This is a genomic window from Paenibacillus sp. FSL W7-1332 (assembly GCF_037969785.1).
Taxonomy (GTDB): domain Bacteria; phylum Bacillota; class Bacilli; order Paenibacillales; family Paenibacillaceae; genus Paenibacillus_AQ.
In genome coordinates this window covers 1,328,076-1,345,054 of sequence record NZ_CP150209.1, presented here as the reverse complement: position 1 = coordinate 1,345,054, position 16,979 = coordinate 1,328,076, and the positions used below count along the sequence as shown (strand labels likewise).

Sequence of the window (16,979 nt, the reverse complement as noted above, 5' to 3'; positions counted from 1 at the left end):
TGTGTCGACCCTGAATTCCTCTACCCATGGTGTACATCTTCGTACAACAAGATTACAGAAAAGCTTCGGCGAACAACCTGTACTTCAAGGCATTGAGCTGGACGTGAAGCCAGGAGAGTTCATTGCCATCATCGGGCGAAGCGGCTGCGGGAAAAGCACGCTATTGCGCGTGATCGCCGGATTGGAAACATCCACGTCGGGAGACATATGGATCAATGATCATCCGGTTCAGCAAGTACATCCCGAAACTCGGATGATGTTTCAAGATGCGAGGCTGCTGCCTTGGAATAAGGTCATCGATAATGTAGCGATCGGACTTCGAAAAGAAGACCGTCATAAAGCCGAAGCCGCTTTAGAGCAGGTTGGGCTGAGTGCGCGGGCCAATGAATGGCCGTCCGTGCTGTCCGGCGGCCAGAAACAACGAGTCGCCTTAGCAAGAGCGCTCGCCAGCCAGCCCAAATTATTGCTGCTCGATGAACCTTTAGGAGCGCTCGATGCATTGACCCGCATTGAAATGCAGCAATTAATCGAATCGCTGTGGCAGCAGCAGCAATTCACGACCGTCTTGATTACGCACGATGTCGAAGAGGCTGTCGTTTTGGCCGACCGCGTGGTCCTCATTGAGGAGGGCCGGATCGCGATGGATCGAGCCGTCCCTTTCCCGCGCCCCCGTCAACGGGGAAATGCCGAAGTGGCAGTATTCATCGATCACATCCTGAAACGGGTCATGGGCATAACCGAAACGGCAAGCCGACATGAAGCAGAAGACCTCCCCTATCCCTTAAAGAAAGGGTCATAGGTTTCTAACACCATCCCGCTTGGGAGGGGATTGCCAAAACACCATTTGTTGAAGGAGGTGGATCACAAGCGAGCGTATGACCGGATGTGAAACCGAAAAAAGAAAGGAGCCCTGAAGCATGCCTAACATCGATAACCCGCAAGAAATCGTTAAGGAAATCAGGATTACACGCTGCCCGGTTCCGACAGCAGCCAGTTTGGCCCTTGACCTCGGGCTTCTTCAACAAGAGCTTGAAAAGTCCGGATGTACGGCGGCGGAACTAACGAGAAACGCCACCAATCACGCTTTGCCTCATGCGCATTTTAATCACACCTTGCCTTTCCTGGTGCGAGAAGGAGGGAACATTCCGGCTTTATGGGCGCGCTCCACCGGGAGCGATACGCGGCTGATCGGACTAAGCTGGGTCGATGAATATCAAGCGATCCTTACCCTTCCTGACTCGGATATTCAGGAGCCTGGCGATTTGCGTGGAAAACGAATCGGGATTCCTCGTCATCGTTATTTAGAGATTGATTTTCGAGCGGCCCAAGCGCTTCGCGGTTTTCATAATGCGCTCTCACTTGCGAATCTTACGCTGGATGATGTCAACATCGTTCATCTTGAGGCGGTTCCTGAAGGAAGAAGGGATTCATGGAATACCGAAATCGAGGCGCTGCAGCGGCGTAAAATCGATGCCGTTTTTGTCAAAGGAGCTACCGGGCTTGAAGCCGCTCGTACGGCCGCCCTAAAGGAAGTGATCGAGCTCGGGTTCCATCCGGATCCGCTGGTGCGAGTCAACAATGGCGTGCCCCGAACCGTGACGGTCGATACGGCCTTGACGGAGCAGGAGCATATCGTGGAACAAATTCTCACTTCTCTGCTTCGCGCCGCCGATTGGTCCAAAGATCATCCCGATGATTTCATTCGAGTCGTTACAAAAGAAACCGGCGCTTCATCCGAATATGTAGCCTCCGCTTATCGTAATATTTCGCTTCGACCGGCACTACGCGAAGACTATTTAACAGCGCTTGATGCCCAGAGCAGGTTCCTGTTCGAGCATGGTTTTCTCCCGAATCCCGTGAACGTATGGGACTGGAGCCTTCCAGAACCGTTAGCCGCGGCTGAATATAACATTGCCAAAGGAGTGTCCCTCACATGACTCAAAGTAAAGCAGACGTAACCATCGGCGTGCATCCCAATAATCATTCGTTATTCGTATTGCGCCGCTTAGGCTTTTTAGAAGAGATTCTTAAAAACCATGACGCATCCGTTGCCTGGGTCGATTACACCGATGGAGCGAAGACGCCTCTACGTATCGCCTCCGGAGAAATCGACTTTGGAGGTACAGGCTCTACGCCGCCGTTAACCGCGCAGGCTTCGGATATCGATATTGTGTACGTTGCGGTCTCTAATCCTCGTACAGCTAGCGGAGCATTGGTCGTTCGCAAAGCAACGCCGGTGCAATCCGTTGCAGATTTGAAAGGGTTGCGCATTGCGCTTTCCGAAGGGTCATGGCATACGAGTTTTCTGGCAACCGCGCTAGATAAAGAAGGCCTTCTTTATGATGATGTCGCTCGAGTTGATATAGGCAATGATGGGGCGAATGCATTGCTGGCCGGGAAAGTGGAGGCTTGGGTCGGCAACGATCCGCAGCTGACGGAGCTGCATAACAAAGGACTCATTCGTACGCTGGTGCCGCTTGAATCCCATATCTCTCATCGTTCCGTATGGTTTGCCAGCCGAGATTTTGCGACGAATCGGCCGCAATTGCTCAAGGCCGTTGTCGAAGCTCTGCAGCAGGCCGATGGTTGGATTCAGGAAAATACGCGCGAAGCGGCAGAGCTGTTTGCCCGGGACCTGCCCCATTGGCCTTCCGTGGATTCATGGGAAGCCGCGCTTCAGCGGAGACCTTGGGGGCTGCAGCCGATTACCGAAGAATTCATAACTGAACAGCAGCGGGTTGCCGACCTGTTAGCACGACAGCATATTTTGCCCAAAGAAATAGTCGTTTCAGAGGCGGTTTTACCTGTCCCCGTAGAAATTGGAGGAGAATAGCATGGCTGTACACAAAGAGAACGTTGAAGTGTATTGGTATTTAACCGCGCCGGATGGCCGCAGTCCTTGGTCAACGGAGGGGGCGCGCAAAATCGATTTGCCTTACCTAAGGCAGATTGCCTCGGCTGTCGACCAATTGGGTTTTACCGGCGCATTGCTGGCAACGGGTCCGCATGATACGTGGGTGCTTGGATCATCCCTCATTTCCAGCACGGACAACATGCGCTTTCTGATCGCTGTGCATCCGCCGTTGATCTCGCCCGTGCTCGCTGCGAAAATGGCGCAAACCTTCGATGATTTTTCCGGAGGACGCGTATTATTAAACATCGTGAACGGAAACACGGCGCAAATGCGCGCCTATGGTTCAACGCTTGGGCATGATGAGCGTTATGCCTACACGGATGAATGGATTCAGGTGTGGAAACAAGCGGTGGCCGGGGAAAACCTGGATTACCATGGCAAATATATTACCGCCGAAGGCAAAGCCTTACAGCTCTCCTCCACGCAGAAACCAACGCCGCCCCTGTGGTTCGGCGGATCGTCGCAAGCGGCTCATGTCACGGCAGCCAAGCATATCGATACGTATCTGAGCTGGGGCGAAACGCCTCCGCAAGTCGCCGAGAAGATTCAAGATCTTCAAGCTTTAGCTGCAGAGCAAGGACGTACCATGCGATATGGCATCCGGCTATATCTGATCGTTCGCGATACGGACGAAGAAGCTTGGCAAGAAGCGGATCGGCTGCTCAAGACGATGGATCCGCAAACCGTGGAAAATATGCAGACGATTCTTCGAAATAGCGATTCGGTGGGGCAGCAGCGCATGCTTCGCAATCACAACGGTCAGATCCCGAAAGACGCGCGGGAGCTCGAGATTTATCCGGATTTGTGGGCCGGGATGAGTCTGGTACGACCAGGTCCGGGCACAACGATCGTAGGCAGTCCGGCAACCGTTCTGGCACGCATAAGAGAGTATCAGGATGCGGGCATTTCAACGTTTATTTTCTCCGGTGTTCCGCTGCTCGAAGAAGCTTACCGTGTAGGAGAATACATCCTGCCCCATCTACGCGTGAACCGTCAGGCCGCAACCATACAGAAGCAAGAAGAACAGGAGAAGGTTTTCACTTGGGCTCATCAAATCCACTAAATGATCCGGCAAAAAGGGAAGTGTCCTATGCGAAAAATAAGCTTACATGTACTATTAGTAATTCTGTTAGTGACGTTATCAGCTTGCGGTAAAGCCGGCCAAGCGAACCAAGCCAATGCTGAGGATGAGGCCGTCCCCGTTCGTCTTGGCATACTGCGCAGTGCCCAGCCATTAAGTTTATCCGAGGAAGGCGGTCCCCTCTATAAAAGGCTGGAAGCAGCCGGAGCGAAAGTTGAAAAAACAGGCGGTTTTGCCGCCATGTCGCCGGCGATCGAGGCGTTAAACGCCGGTTCGATCGATATTACGATCGGCTCGATTACGGCGGCCATTAGCGCCCTTGTCGGAGGCTCCTCGGAATTCACCATTTTTACGAAGCAGCAAGGCGATCTTCATAATCAAGGCATTGTGGCCAAGCCGGAAGCGGGCATTAAGGGTCCTTCCGACCTTCGGGGTAAAAGAATCGCTGTAAACCGCGGAGGCACGGGCGAATACCTACTATATAAAGCGCTGGAGAAAGGCGGACTCGATGCAAGCGAAGTCGAGATTGTCTATCTTCCGCCAACGGAAGCGGGACCTGCCTTTGAAAGCAGGCAAGTCGACGCTTGGGCGACATGGGGTTCGTTTACGGCCGTGGCGCTCGTCGACTTCGGTGCAGAGCTGGTCATTTCCGCAGGCGACATCGAATCCGAGAACGATACGGTGTATATTGTGCGAAACGGCTTCCTGAAGGAGCATCCTGAGCTCGTCCATGAAGTGTTCGAAGGCTTGAATGAAGAGTCCGCGCTTCTATCCGACGACGTCGATCACACCGTCCAATTAATTCAGGACATCCAAGGCGTCTCCGAACCCGTCGCGCGTCAGCAGCTGGAAGGCTCTTTATACCCGTTTGACCCGATTGATGACACCGTCCGCCAACGTTGGCAAGAGGTGGCCGATTATATGTTTGAAAAAGGGATTATTCCGAATGAAGTGGATGTCCTATCCAATACGGTGGATGTGAGGACGTTGAAGTGAGGCCGCTTGAGGCAAGCTGTGAGGAGCGGTGAGCGTCAGACATTGTTCGGTAAAAATTCCAGTATCCAACCATTTGAGGACACTAGGTCTGTTTAGGACTTGGTGTCCTTTTTTTTGTTTTTACGATTGGCCTAGCAATGAACCAAAACAAAAAGAAATAAGGCGCTTATCCAACTCTAATAAATCATTTGTTCTATCCATGACGATACCACTCTAAAATGAGTTGGGGAATGCAGTTTCGGTTCACCGATTCTAGCAGCTTCACTTGCAGCGATTCTGTTGAATAAATTGCTGCCAAGTGCAAAGTAGTATTTGTAGAGCGATGTAATTGAAGCCTTATGTAAGTTTAACAGGGCTGCCTTCAAATAGACTACGTTCATCGTAGACTTTGGGGGCAGTCTTTTATATATGTGTATTTTGGATTAGCTGATATTAGGCGGTAGTCATAAACAGTATTCGATTTTTCAAGTACGTATTTCCTCAGTTAAGTAATCCATATTCCCCCCCCTGCAGTAGCTCAGTTTACTTTCCAAAATTAAGAGACCTTCATTAATCGAGAAGAGAAAAATATTGTAATTTAATAGAAGATTTTTGTATTTGCAAATAAGATATGTGTTTTATTTCATTGATCATATTGTATTTAATGATAAAATATAGCAACTTTTGTTCTTCTTTTGGGAAATGGTTGTAAATATGGGATTTCATCTCTCTTTATTAAGTAGGAATGTTCTCTTCAAAAAAGGAAGGGGGTCTTATTTTGAAAAAGAAAGAGGAAATAAATCGTCGGTTTATCACGTATATGGCCAATCTTATTTACTACAACTCTATTAATTACGACAAAAAGAGACGAATGAAGGAAAACCGATTTCCTCTGATGCTAGACAACAACGAAAATCAAGATTCAGCATTATTTACAGTTTACGATTCAGAATCTGTACCACCAAATTTAAAAGATCACATTACAGATCATCTACTTCATCAAGCATATGAATCCCTCCCAGCACAACAACAAATGATTCTATCTTACGCTTACGTACAAAAACTAACTGACAAGGAAATAGCCCGGAGATTGGGAGTATCCCAACAGAATATCTCGAAACACCGATTAAAAGCGCTAGCTAAATTGCGCCGGTTAATTACGCAAGGGTGAGGAACGATGTCGGAGGTTGATTTCGTTACTGATTTGATATTGAAGAATGAAATTAAAAAAACGTAAAGAAGTGATTTTATGATGGCCGAATTGTTAGTACAGGCTCAGCAACTTCATGACCAAGATGCAACACTACATATTCTGGAATCTTTCACACCAAAGATTAAAGCCTCCTTGTTACAAGTTCCTCCCGATCATCGAGAAGATTTAAAACAAGAACTCTATGTAAAAATGATCGAGGTTATACAAACTTTTGATATTAGTGAATTGATATAAAATTCGAGAGTGGTTGTAAAATCAGATGCTCATTTCACTTTATATAGTGAGACGCCGGTGATCTACAAAAACTTTATGGAGGTAACAATTTATGGCGATTGGTGACAAACTAACTTCGAGAGACCAGCTTTACGGACGTGACAGTGTCGATTTGTTGGCAAGAACACTGTATGGTGAAACGGAAAATGACTCAGATTCACGTGTAGGTGTTGCTTACGTCATTATGAACCGTAAAAATTATACGGGGAAGCCTTTTGGTAACCTAAATACGATCGAAGCAGTTGTGCTCCAACAAGGTGCTTTTAGTTGTTTTTGGGATCATAACTTAGCTAAATGTCTTGCGCCAGACACAAGCAGTGCCATATGGAGAAACTGTGTTAACGTTGCTCAAAACCTAAGCAGCTTTAGGAACCCTATTAACGATAAACGTTATTACACAGTAGCCAAGCTCTTTAATTCACTCTCTTATACTTCTGGAGGGAAACTCTGGTATAAAATGCCTGGTGCCAGAGTAGATGTGGTAGAGGTTACTTCGAAAATACAAGTTGGTGACCACATGTTCTTCAACATCGTCGAGCCTTAAGTAAAAAAAGGAGCTGGTGGTTGCCAGCTTCTTTTTTTACTTTTCAGAATCAAATTCTATTTTCTCAGCTTTAAATTCGTTGCTTGTACTATCGTAGCTATAAGTGATTATAACGGAACCGACAAATTCTATTTGTTTAACATTCCCAGCAACAGTGGCAACAATTTTTTGATTCTCTATTGAATAAATATTTATAGCCCCAAAAATAAGCTTATCGGAATAGTTATCATCTTGTGTAGGATAAGTTGTTTTATATTCTTTACCTTGAATGTTAACTGTTATGTCCAGCGCATCCGCTTTTTGAATTACTTTAGAATCCACTTCTTCTTTAGCAACATCCAACGCATTAGGTACTTTAATTTCGGACAAGTCTTCCGCATGAAGTACATGAATGTCATAAGTATTAAACTCTGTCCCTCGACCGGTCTGGATCAGGATTACAGCTTCTTCCTTACCGTCACCCGTTAGATCAGTATAGAGTAGCTGTGGTTTAGTTCCTGTATCTACGATGTTCCAATCGAATTCTTTCTGTTTCCCGTTAATATCAACCCTAACCCCTTGAACTTCACCGTCTGTTTCGTTGACAGCATAAAGTTTTACGTTCTTATTTTCCGAAGCTGTAATCAGTTTTTCTTTTTCATTAGTGTTTTGTACCGGCTGCGTTGTTACCTGTTTACTGGGAGACTCACCCGTCAACCCTTGATTAGCACTACCACTATCATCTGAACCACACCCCGAAAGCAAAACAGCACTCACCAACATAAATACACCAATTTCTTTTTTCAATCTCCTTGTGCCCCTTTCATCGTACCTAGCAGAAATTATATCAAAGCAAATAAGAAGAGGAATTACATAATAATAACAATATTTAATAATAAAGTTAAATTTATGTTAACAAACCTCTATCATCACTTCAAGTAATACGGCCATTTGAACAGATCATTCCAAGGCAAGGGCGAATTCATATTCTATTTTGAGAAATGGTTGTGAAAATGGGGCTTCATCTCTCTTTATTAGGCAGGCGTGATCTCTTCAGATCATATTACCGATCATTTACTTTATTAAGCTTATGAATCCTTCCCAACCAACAACAACTGATTCTATCTTACGCTTAAATGCAAAAACTAAATAAATTTCGGAGTATCCCAACAGAATCTCTCGAAACACCACTTAAAAGTACTAGCTAATTTAAGTCGGTTAATAACGAAAGGGTGAGGAATGATGTCGGAGGTTGATTTTGCTACTTTTATAGCTAATTTAGGGTTTCCCATTGCAATTACTTCGTATCTACTTATTCGTTTTGAAAAAAAAATATCTGATTTAAGCGAGGCTATTAATGGATTGAAGAATGAAATACAAAAAAACGTGAAGAAGTGATTTTAGTAAAACTCAGCAACATGACGATCAGAATGCATCATTACAAATTCTAGAATCTTTCACTTCAAAGATAAAAGCCTCCCTGTCACAGGTCCCATCCAATCATCGAGAAAATCTAAAACAAGAACTCTATGTAAAAATGATCGAGGTTATGCAAACTCTTGATATTAGTGAATTGAAATAAAATTCGAGAACGGTTGTAAAATCAGATGTTCATTTCTCTTTATATAGTAGAACGCCAACAATAAAAGCGTTCAATAAAAAACTCAAGGAGGTCATTTAAAATGGCTTGTGCAGCAAACATTAGTAATACTGTCAATGGATCGATCACTTACAATGGAACACGTTACGATATTCTTGCATTAGCTAAATGGGTATCTTATCAAAGTTGGAGGAAAAGCGGTGGACTTAACGGAATGCCCGTTGCAATGATCATAACACAATGGGGATTCGAGCATGGATGGGGAACAGTTGGACTCGCAGATATTCAAGCGACACTTAATTTCGCCTTCCAACGTTCAGCTTGCGGATACAGTGGAACTTATGATAATTCCAGACCATCTGGACGTAATTTGATTTTTTCTACTCTTCGAGATGGAATTTCTGCTTACGCCAAACTGATGATAGAAGGTTATATCCACGTTCGCTATGCTTACTCTAGAGCTGGAGGTAACGCACCTGGCATTCGTGCTGCTGTAAAAGCTCTGCAAGATGGTTATGATCCGAATTACACTGGACCAGCCTCTGGTTTCTGTCATACTCAAGTATTTGCTCTTAACAGCTATGCAACAAGACGAATTTGGGCAGAACATCATTACCCTGGCATGGACACAACGATTACTAACAGCAATAATACATGTCTGAATAGTCTAATGTACATCCAAAAAACAGATCCTAATGTATACGGACTTCCGAATTTGTATTAATTATCTTATTGAAAATGCACTATCAAGGTTGATAGTGCATTTTCAATCAATCTATTCTGATACGAACTGCTTCTTGGAAATATCCAATGAGTAGACTATTTTTTCAATAGCTTGTTCATCGTTTTCTCCTTCAGTATTTCTAGTAGACACAACCAACTTGCCATCTTCATTATGTGGGAAGGTATCAATTGCATAATTAACAGTTTCTCGGTCGTTATTTCCTGTTTTGAATGTTAATGGAAAAACGTCTCCATTCTCTTTATCTATACCAAATGCATATGAGTTATATCCTCTAGAAGCGGTATATTCCGGAGTAAGAAGATAAATATCAACTTTATCAAAACTGATCTTCTCAAAAGAAACGGTTTTATCGGTTTTCTGTACAAATATGAAATCATTTAATTCCTTAATCACTTTTTCGGAACCATCATGTTTAAATATTACATTATAATTTCCTCTAAAAGTGAAGTCGCCTTCTGCTCCAAAAACGCTAGGCACCTCAATGTGTCCAATTTCCTCCTTGCCGTTGGATACAACCTGGAGTTCTCCATGCTCAGTACTCACTCGAGCTCGGACAGTTTGGTTCTCCGCAATGGAATCCAGTTTAATACTGTATCCATTATCAGGAAATTGAGAGGTTAATTCTTTATTATTAGTCCCCTGGCTCTGAGTATTCGGAGTCGGAGTGTCTTGAGATACTGAGGGCTGCTCATTTCCACAAGCAGTCAGCAAGGTACCACACAAAATAAAGGCATTTAACATCAAGATAGGCTTCTTAATAATTTTATTTCCCTTCTTTCGATTCATTGTTGAATTTAATATAGATCAGTATACATGATTCAAAAACCAAAAAGTTGATAATATGTCATTTTATATTTAAAAAATAGTAACAAATGGAATTAATCAATCTATATGGGGGCGATAAAAGTGGTTTGTCGAGATCATTTGATCAAAAGCATCCAAGCTGTACATGTAGCAGTCAGAGCATATTCTAAATGTATATCTAGCGATGAAACAAATGATACTGATAAGCAAGAGCAAGAAGTGTTCCAACGGTTTGGATGAGAATTGTCTACACAACTAGCCACTCTCCGCAGGATGTACATTGATAAATTCAACATCGATCCTATAACCGGAAGACCACAGGAAATATTGATATCTTGTAATTGTAGTAAAGTCGAATAGAATCTCAAAAATTTTCGTTCTACCTATCGCTGCTTATCACGCTGGTCGGATTGGTCGGATTGGTCGTAACAATTGTCTTAGCATTCCGTCCTCACCTTCACCCGTTCCTAAGTATCGTCCTAGCTTGCATTATGCCATGAATTCCATTAACTTATTTTTGATAGCTTCATTTATTAAACATGTCATACATGCAGTTGAAGGAGGATTGGGAAAGGCTTGAATCGCAAAAAGAACCGATATGTCATAGCCATCTTCATGGTCTTCGCTGCCCTTTTGACCGGCTGCAGCACGTCCGTCAAACAAACCGTCCCTCAGAACACGGACCCTGAATCGATATTAAGCGTAATCTATGATGTGGAAGGGATCAAATCCGCTGGATCCGTGAACACGGAACCCTTGACCGAAATCTCGGAGATCGAAGAAAATATCAGCATCCGCTACCAATACGCTTTCTTGGTGAAAGATGCCGTCAATCAGAATAATCAAGCCGTTCCAGATCGGCTGTATGTTGTGTCTGCGGTCGAGAATACGAGGAAGGATCGGGAAATCAGCATCCAGTACATCGACGGCTCCATCAATGGGGAAATAATTAAGAACAATCCGCGGCACCTTCCCATTACAGTAAACATATGCCAAGATGATTCCAAATCTCCTTGCGGGGCTGATGATTCGAAGACTTATAAAGCGAATGCGATTGTTTTTTCGTTGGACCAATTCCCCGCATTTCGTTCGCATGGCAATGTCGTCGATATTAGCGTTAAGTATGCATTAGGTAAGAGTAAAAAAGAGCTTCGAGAGCAATTTCTAAGTGATTCGGGGTTGCAGGATACTGACAAGGCGATCATTTCCCTGAAGCTGCCGGACACATTCGTGAAATAACAAGAAACGTTATCGTTAACAGTTGGCAGAACATCAATCCATGCAGCTAAGAGAGATAACAATCAAAGCCGCGAAATACCGCGGCTTTTCGATATGTATGAGGCATATTCCGTCCGGCGGAGTAGAACGACCTATTTTATTGATTCTGTCATTCCTTACACCTCTGAGTTTCATCAGAAGTGTTGGTCACTCTTAACTGTTAAAATAGTCACTTACGATTTTATCTAGTTTTTCATTCCCCTTTTAACCTGATAAATGACATATTTATGATTCCATTGCTGCACGGTAACAAATGATTCTTCATTTCCCTTTTCAAAAAAATAATTAGAGCCTTCTTGCTCGACATAGCTCCATCCTTTACTGTTCAGTCGCTCTTTTAGAAGCCCAACGGAACGATCCTCTCTTGCCAGATAATGCCCCACTTTATCCATTGGAACTATTAATTTCTCCGTAGTACTCAACGTGTACATGAGCTTTAAGTTATGGAATCCGATATTATTGATATAGGCACCTACAACATAACGACAAGAAAAACGATGCCAATAAAACCGGATGCTATGATCTTCCAGGGTCTCTTCAAAGTCATTCGCCACCTTATTGGATATGGGTTATTTCACACTATTTTTTTACTGCACCACTCAGAGTTATAGGGCATTTGGCTTAATTTTAATATATCAGCAGCAGAATAATACCAATCGGCATCATCAAACCATAAGTAATCCTCACTATTTTCCTTAAAGTACTCTATTACAAATCTAAAAATAAATTCATACTCATGATTGATATTGTCAATATCTGCTGCCCAGAAATAATTTTTGTCTTCAGTCAGCTATAACTTTATCATAAGCATTTTTAGACGGGGTAACATCGAATACCTCTGTATCTGGATTCCATGTAGAACGATTTCTCAAAGGCACTACTGTGGCAATATCCTCAATACCTGACAGTTGCGATTGATTTAAGAAATTTGAAGAAACGACCATAACCGAAACAGGTCAATTACGGTTGTATAGACTATGATCAACCTGTTTGAGGTAAAGGAATAGCGATATTCAGATTATAAAACTAAAAGCATTTGATGTGCGTACAAATAAAATGGCGAAACCTTTGAACGGGTGTAACATGGGTTACACTGTTGGTTGAATGATGACATCGTTCGTCATCCACCGCCAACAATGAAAAAAACCTTGAAAGGCACGTAGCCTATCAAGATTTCATAATAAGAGGTGCAGTGCCTAAGCGGGGTTCTAACTCTTGTGCTTTTCGACAAATTGATTTATGCCAGCAAATACTATATCTTTAATTACCTCTGTATAGTTATTGTATCCGCCCTCTTTTTCAATGATTATGTCTAACATATTTTTTAATTTGCCATCTATCATAATCGTTATTCCTTCGACTTGTTCACCAGTTTTTTCATTCTCGAACTTTTCAGACAGTATGGTTATTTTATTATCACTCATTTCTTCCCTCCATTATTCTCAAAAATTCAAAGTTCTCTTTTATCGATATTTACATATAATGAGATAAGGACTATAAATGTATTTGATTCAGTGAGAAGATTTTAATTTAAGTAACTCTGCTAGCATTTTCCTATCCAGAAACCATAAATCTTTCGTAGAAACATACCACGGAACTCGACAGGCCAGGGGAAACTATGGATTCATTTATTTACCCAATAAAAACCAATGCATCTCCTCGTTGAAAAGCCGTAGGAAGCTTAGTTTCAAGAAGTTCAATTCTAGATAGCATCTGTTTTTGCACATCATCCTGTAAGTTTTTTCGTGCCCAGTCTTTAAGTAAACTAAGTTCATGTATCAAACAAACAGCATCTTCTTTTGTGACATCTATTCCATACCTAATACCCACAATCCACTCCATATTTATTGACTCAATTGCAGGTATCCAGTATGTTTCAAAGAAATTTTGTGTAGCTATTGGAATACTGAAATGTTGTTCAAATTCGTTTTGTGGTGCTAGAATTATTGCTGAAACGGCCAGAATTAACTCCCTCCTTTTCCAAATTCAGCAGTAAAAGTATAGTCTAGGAATTACAAAAAAAACAGGTCAATCATGGTAGCATCTGACTATAATAACCTGTTTGATGTAACGGAATAGTGATATTTAGGTTGTAAAATCTGATTGAACATTACTACCCATCTCACTCGGCACTGGTAGCCAGTCCTCTTAGCCACTTACTTCACATTTTTCTCTTTAATATGAGCTTCTTCTATACCTTTAATATTTTTTTCTAACCTTCCTGATGTTCCGTTTTCGCTAAATCAATCGCCACGGCTAGTTTAATTTGAAATACTTTACTCAACTGTTTTTGGAAATCCTTCAGATTGTAAGTTTCAATTAAAGGAACTTCCGATTGATTGACTCTACTAATTTCAACTTTAGCGATTTTATCAGTGTCAACCAAAATAGTGTATATATCCTCGCCTTGTTCAGGTGTCCAATTCAAAATATACGCACTTTTTAATTCTCCAAAAGTATCTTTTAACACATTCATTATTAATTCGACTTTTCCGTCTTTAGCCAAAACCAAATTCGAACCCTCTAGTTCCTTTCTGAATTCTTGTTCTTGTTTACTTCCTTTGAGTTTCATTTTATCACTCCCGGTGTAGCAGTAACTAGATTTCCATGCTTATCGGTTAATACAGTCATAATATTTGTTGGAGAACCACTAAACTTGTCAATTCCTATGTTAAAGTCTAAAGTAACTTCCCTCACATATCTAGCTTGAAGAGGGTAATATAGGGCAAAAGAAAAACCTTGACTGAGTGACGAGCACTCGATCAAGGTTATACTAATTACTCTACGGTTACATTATCACTTCTAAATGTCATTATTTTTATATCTTCTTCACCTTCAAAGACGATTTTTATGTCTTTCGACGTTGAAGAAGAATCCACATCCGTACAACTGATCTCCAAGATTGAATCGGAATCTACCGTATCATTTGTTGAATCTAAATGATACCTTTGTACATTTTCAAAAGTAACCTTAATTAATTTCATTTCATCTTCGTCGGGGCTGTAATTTTTTTGTCTCCAATTACAGAGATCGATATCGAGAACCAGTTTCTCGCCGTTAATACTAATATTTTCCAATAGGCTGTCATGTAGATCGTATTCTTCAATAAAAGTAGCTATTTTCATACTTACTCACCGTCCTTTATTACAATATGAGAAGCTTTCGAACCTTTCCCCACAGGATTTCCGTCAATATCAAAATAATAATCGACTTTTTTATCGGTATAATTCGGATTGTGGATATGGTAATGGTCTACCGCTTCAAATCCTGTTGCACCTTTCTTTCCTGGATCATAACTAATTTTTACACCTGTTTCAGGATTATAATATTCCCGAGACATGGTATTCTCGGCTTTCCTTGGATCAGTTACATCCTGCCAGCCTTCGTTGAGCAATTGATCTGGTGTCTTTGTTCGTATGTCGTTGATCATGCTGCCCATGGCTTTACCCGTACCCTCATCCCCCGACTTATTACCATCGCCGCCACGATCGCCGCTATCATCACCGGCACCACTACCACTACCACTACCACTACCACTACCATTACCGCCACCAAGATCATCATGCTTTTTATTCAGCGGACCTCTACCCCTAATTCCAGCACGGTTGAGGATAGCCTCTCCAAGAATCAAAGCCGCCCCCTGTCCCAAATATTTGGACCAGCCGCCTGCTGAATCGACTTCTGCCTTCACGTCTTCGGCAATTTTTTCGCGATACTCATCGCTAAAAAGCATTCTGCCGGCCCATATCCCCGTGTTCCAAATATCCTCGACCGTCCCGATGGTTGCATTATAAAGCATCTCTTTCCCGGTTCCAAGCGGATCTTCGTACAAGGATATCGCCGTATCCATTAACGAGTTCCCTAACTGGGCGGCTCCGATCTTTACGCCCTCCCATAGTTCCCCTGCTTCTTGCTTCACGGTGTCCCATGCCTTCCCGGCTTCCTGCTGCACCGAATTCCAGGCTTCCTCCGCTTTTCTCCCGGCATCCTCTACGGCACTATGGCCTGCGGGACCCCTCATCATAGGGAATGCTCCCAGCACATGCCCAGCAACTTGGATCGGTTGTCCCCGCTCATCTGCTGACTTAAATCGTTGGGCAATCCCTCTCAGCTCCAAGCTTGTCCGATGGATATGCTCCGTGGTCTGCGTCATCTCCCGATGCGCCTGCTGAAAATCCGCGTAAAAACGGGATCTCGTCGTACCTTCCCACCCAGACTCCAGCATATGGATGTTCTGGTTCAGCATGTGTATCATTGCTTCCAGCTGTTCATGCGCCCTGGAGCATTGCTCTGCAACGCGCAGCAACATCTCCGGTGTGACCAAAATTCTACTCATAACAACCTCTCCATCTTGCTTTCGGGATTGAACCCGATCTCCGATCATAGCTAACTTAAATATTTTACTTCACTTGAATTATATGGAAAAGGTTCTCAAGGCCTTGCTATGTCACTTAAAACTAGGATCTTTTTCTCAGTTAGATACGGGACTTTATTAGGAGCGAGGTTTTCAGTAATATGACCATTATTATAGGTGGGAGGATGAAGGGAGTCACGGACATGACATACCTTAAGAAAGGGGGCGAATAGATGGGTTTATTTATCCTTCATTATTCTCGCCCTTGCTTACCCTGAAAATGTTTAGAAAAGAATGATTTGTCCTTGTCTTTAGGTCCTATATTTTAAAACGGAGTGGTATGATTGGTAAGGCAATTCTAGCAGGCTGGATATTTGGAGAAGGAGCTCATCCACTCTCTTGATCAGGTTCATTAGATGTGTAGGCTTCATTTTACTGATCAAAGAGCTCTCCTGTGACAAAAAGGATAAAGATTGTATAAATATCAACGACTCGGCATTCATCCCGGAGCCTTCGGGGAACATCCGTAGCATATCTTCTAGTAAAATGTCTGACATAGGCTGCCTTCCCTCCTCCTTTATATATAGGGCAATTAACATGGATTTTAACGCCCTGTTGCATAATAATAAACTGACGTAAAGCAGCTTTCTATCCAAAAAATGCATGGATAATTTCATGTATTCTTGTGAGCAGCTGGCATGAAGAACAATCATATCCTGGTAAAAGCAGCCTGCTTCTTTCTTATGTTGGGAGGTTGAGAGATCTGCATTTAGACTGGCATTACTGGTTACCATTGATTTCATATTCCCTTCACTCCCATTTACGAAGAATATAATCTAGTAATCCAAATCACCGTTTCCATTATCTGTATTATATCACTTGTTTTGTAGGCAATAGCCTACAGAAATTCCCTTATAGAGCCACATAAGATTAGTTTAACTATCAAATAAGGGGTTATCCAACGTGGCTAATAGTGAGAAATCCATAGAATTGCTTGCCTTCGGCAGAGCTCTACGAAACCTTCGGAAAGAGAAGAAACTTACCCAAGATGAGCTAAGCCTCTATTCCCGTGTAGACCGGTCCTATATCAGTGAGCTGGAGAACGGCGAAAAAGCGCCCTCTCTGCTCACGATTACCGCATTAGCAAGGGCGCTTCATGTTAAGCCTTCGGCTCTAATTGAGGATTATGAGAGGGAGATGAAACTAGATACCTAGGAGG

21 protein-coding genes are annotated in these 16,979 nt (G+C 42.9%); 12 read left to right on the top strand and 9 right to left on the bottom strand.

Annotated features, from left to right (window positions below; genetic code table 11):
• Position 1: 1 nt before the first annotated feature.
• From MKX98_RS05750 to MKX98_RS05715, 8 genes are all read left to right on the top strand, one after another.
• Positions 2-799 carry an ATP-binding cassette domain-containing protein gene (locus tag MKX98_RS05750; RefSeq protein ID WP_339221972.1) on the top strand — a complete coding sequence of 266 codons (798 nt, stop codon included), beginning with the start codon at positions 2-4 and terminating at the stop codon, positions 797-799.
• Between the two features lie 118 nt (positions 800-917).
• Positions 918-1,937, top strand: a complete 1,020-nt coding sequence (locus tag MKX98_RS05745) for an ABC transporter substrate-binding protein (RefSeq protein ID WP_339221970.1) — start codon at positions 918-920, stop codon at positions 1,935-1,937.
• Entirely contained in the window at positions 1,934-2,833 is a 900-nt protein-coding gene (locus MKX98_RS05740; RefSeq protein ID WP_339221968.1) for an aliphatic sulfonate ABC transporter substrate-binding protein, read from the top strand. Before MKX98_RS05745 ends, MKX98_RS05740 begins: the two co-directional genes overlap by 4 nt.
• Position 2,834: 1 nt before the next feature.
• Positions 2,835-3,977, top strand: a complete 1,143-nt coding sequence (locus tag MKX98_RS05735; protein ID WP_339221966.1) for an LLM class flavin-dependent oxidoreductase — start codon at positions 2,835-2,837, stop codon at positions 3,975-3,977.
• Positions 3,978-4,046: 69 nt separating this feature from the next.
• A complete protein-coding gene (locus MKX98_RS05730) occupies positions 4,047-4,991 on the top strand; it encodes an aliphatic sulfonate ABC transporter substrate-binding protein (protein ID WP_339221964.1) in 945 nt (314 codons plus the stop codon).
• 757 nt (positions 4,992-5,748) lie between these two features.
• Positions 5,749-6,141, top strand: coding sequence for a sigma-70 family RNA polymerase sigma factor (locus tag MKX98_RS05725; RefSeq protein ID WP_194541085.1), 393 nt, complete (start codon positions 5,749-5,751; stop codon positions 6,139-6,141).
• Positions 6,142-6,219: 78 nt separating this feature from the next.
• Positions 6,220-6,417, top strand: a complete 198-nt coding sequence (locus MKX98_RS05720) for a helix-turn-helix domain-containing protein (protein WP_194541084.1) — start codon at positions 6,220-6,222, stop codon at positions 6,415-6,417.
• Positions 6,418-6,508: 91 nt separating this feature from the next.
• Positions 6,509-7,000: a cell wall hydrolase gene (locus tag MKX98_RS05715; protein ID WP_194541083.1), complete on the top strand. Its 492-nt coding sequence runs from the start codon at positions 6,509-6,511 to the stop codon at positions 6,998-7,000.
• A 36-nt stretch (positions 7,001-7,036) separates the two neighbouring features.
• On the opposite strand, the gene MKX98_RS05710 is transcribed toward MKX98_RS05715, so the two are convergent.
• Positions 7,037-7,786 carry a hypothetical protein gene (locus MKX98_RS05710; RefSeq protein WP_194541082.1) on the bottom strand — a complete coding sequence of 250 codons (750 nt, stop codon included), beginning with the start codon at positions 7,784-7,786 and terminating at the stop codon, positions 7,037-7,039.
• A 432-nt stretch (positions 7,787-8,218) separates the two neighbouring features.
• On the opposite strand from MKX98_RS05710, the gene MKX98_RS05705 reads away from it, so the two are divergent.
• Both MKX98_RS05705 and MKX98_RS05700 read left to right on the top strand, forming a co-directional pair.
• Entirely contained in the window at positions 8,219-8,377 is a 159-nt protein-coding gene (locus MKX98_RS05705; RefSeq protein ID WP_336245426.1) for a YvrJ family protein, read from the top strand.
• A gap of 284 nt (positions 8,378-8,661) precedes the next feature.
• The gene (locus MKX98_RS05700; protein WP_339221957.1) at positions 8,662-9,303 is read left to right on the top strand and encodes a hypothetical protein; all 642 of its coding nucleotides are present in this window, start codon (positions 8,662-8,664) and stop codon (positions 9,301-9,303) included.
• 51 nt (positions 9,304-9,354) lie between these two features.
• On the opposite strand, the gene MKX98_RS05695 is transcribed toward MKX98_RS05700, so the two are convergent.
• A complete protein-coding gene (locus MKX98_RS05695) occupies positions 9,355-10,110 on the bottom strand; it encodes a hypothetical protein (protein ID WP_339221955.1) in 756 nt (251 codons plus the stop codon).
• Between the two features lie 594 nt (positions 10,111-10,704).
• Here MKX98_RS05695 and MKX98_RS05690 point away from each other — a divergent pair.
• Positions 10,705-11,367 (top strand): hypothetical protein, encoded by a 663-nt coding sequence (locus tag MKX98_RS05690; protein WP_339221953.1) that lies wholly within the window; start codon positions 10,705-10,707, stop codon positions 11,365-11,367.
• Between the two features lie 224 nt (positions 11,368-11,591).
• Here MKX98_RS05690 and MKX98_RS05685 read toward each other — a convergent pair whose 3' ends face one another.
• From MKX98_RS05685 to MKX98_RS05655, 7 genes are all read right to left on the bottom strand, one after another.
• A complete protein-coding gene (locus MKX98_RS05685) occupies positions 11,592-11,960 on the bottom strand; it encodes a hypothetical protein (protein ID WP_194541078.1) in 369 nt (122 codons plus the stop codon).
• A 654-nt stretch (positions 11,961-12,614) separates the two neighbouring features.
• Positions 12,615-12,830, bottom strand: coding sequence for a hypothetical protein (locus MKX98_RS05680; RefSeq protein WP_194541077.1), 216 nt, complete (start codon positions 12,828-12,830; stop codon positions 12,615-12,617).
• Between the two features lie 208 nt (positions 12,831-13,038).
• Positions 13,039-13,248, bottom strand: coding sequence for a hypothetical protein (locus tag MKX98_RS05675; RefSeq protein WP_233354758.1), 210 nt, complete (start codon positions 13,246-13,248; stop codon positions 13,039-13,041).
• Positions 13,249-13,618: 370 nt separating this feature from the next.
• On the bottom strand, positions 13,619-13,978 hold the full coding sequence (locus tag MKX98_RS05670; protein WP_339221951.1) for a hypothetical protein: 360 nt from the start codon (positions 13,976-13,978) through the stop codon (positions 13,619-13,621).
• 205 nt (positions 13,979-14,183) lie between these two features.
• Positions 14,184-14,531: a hypothetical protein gene (locus tag MKX98_RS05665; protein ID WP_339221949.1), complete on the bottom strand. Its 348-nt coding sequence runs from the start codon at positions 14,529-14,531 to the stop codon at positions 14,184-14,186.
• A 2-nt stretch (positions 14,532-14,533) separates the two neighbouring features.
• Positions 14,534-15,742, bottom strand: coding sequence for a WXG100 family type VII secretion target (locus MKX98_RS05660; RefSeq protein WP_339221948.1), 1,209 nt, complete (start codon positions 15,740-15,742; stop codon positions 14,534-14,536).
• Between the two features lie 329 nt (positions 15,743-16,071).
• Complete coding sequence (locus tag MKX98_RS05655; protein ID WP_339221947.1) at positions 16,072-16,563, bottom strand: hypothetical protein; 492 nt, start codon at positions 16,561-16,563, stop codon at positions 16,072-16,074.
• Between the two features lie 160 nt (positions 16,564-16,723).
• On the opposite strand from MKX98_RS05655, the gene MKX98_RS05650 reads away from it, so the two are divergent.
• On the top strand, positions 16,724-16,975 hold the full coding sequence (locus MKX98_RS05650) for a helix-turn-helix transcriptional regulator (protein ID WP_007131103.1): 252 nt from the start codon (positions 16,724-16,726) through the stop codon (positions 16,973-16,975).
• Positions 16,976-16,979 lie beyond the last annotated feature (4 nt).

Excerpts from the sequence above, each read along its gene's own strand:
- MKX98_RS05745 (WP_339221970.1), top strand. The coding sequence starts at position 918 with ATGCCTAACATCGATAACCCGCAAGAAATCGTTAAGGAAATCAGGATT.
- MKX98_RS05740 (WP_339221968.1), top strand. The coding sequence starts at position 1,934 with ATGACTCAAAGTAAAGCAGACGTAACCATCGGCGTGCATCCCAATAAT.
- MKX98_RS05735 (WP_339221966.1), top strand. The coding sequence starts at position 2,835 with ATGGCTGTACACAAAGAGAACGTTGAAGTGTATTGGTATTTAACCGCG.
- MKX98_RS05720 (WP_194541084.1), top strand. The coding sequence starts at position 6,220 with ATGATGGCCGAATTGTTAGTACAGGCTCAGCAACTTCATGACCAAGAT.
- MKX98_RS05715 (WP_194541083.1), top strand. The coding sequence starts at position 6,509 with ATGGCGATTGGTGACAAACTAACTTCGAGAGACCAGCTTTACGGACGT.
- MKX98_RS05705 (WP_336245426.1), top strand. The coding sequence starts at position 8,219 with ATGATGTCGGAGGTTGATTTTGCTACTTTTATAGCTAATTTAGGGTTT.
- MKX98_RS05700 (WP_339221957.1), top strand. The coding sequence starts at position 8,662 with ATGGCTTGTGCAGCAAACATTAGTAATACTGTCAATGGATCGATCACT.
- MKX98_RS05695 (WP_339221955.1), bottom strand. The coding sequence starts at position 10,110 with ATGAATCGAAAGAAGGGAAATAAAATTATTAAGAAGCCTATCTTGATG.
- MKX98_RS05680 (WP_194541077.1), bottom strand. The coding sequence starts at position 12,830 with ATGAGTGATAATAAAATAACCATACTGTCTGAAAAGTTCGAGAATGAA.
- MKX98_RS05675 (WP_233354758.1), bottom strand. The coding sequence starts at position 13,248 with ATGGAGTGGATTGTGGGTATTAGGTATGGAATAGATGTCACAAAAGAA.
- MKX98_RS05670 (WP_339221951.1), bottom strand. The coding sequence starts at position 13,978 with ATGAAACTCAAAGGAAGTAAACAAGAACAAGAATTCAGAAAGGAACTA.
- MKX98_RS05665 (WP_339221949.1), bottom strand. The coding sequence starts at position 14,531 with ATGAAAATAGCTACTTTTATTGAAGAATACGATCTACATGACAGCCTA.
- MKX98_RS05660 (WP_339221948.1), bottom strand. The coding sequence starts at position 15,742 with ATGAGTAGAATTTTGGTCACACCGGAGATGTTGCTGCGCGTTGCAGAG.
- MKX98_RS05655 (WP_339221947.1), bottom strand. The coding sequence starts at position 16,563 with ATGAAATCAATGGTAACCAGTAATGCCAGTCTAAATGCAGATCTCTCA.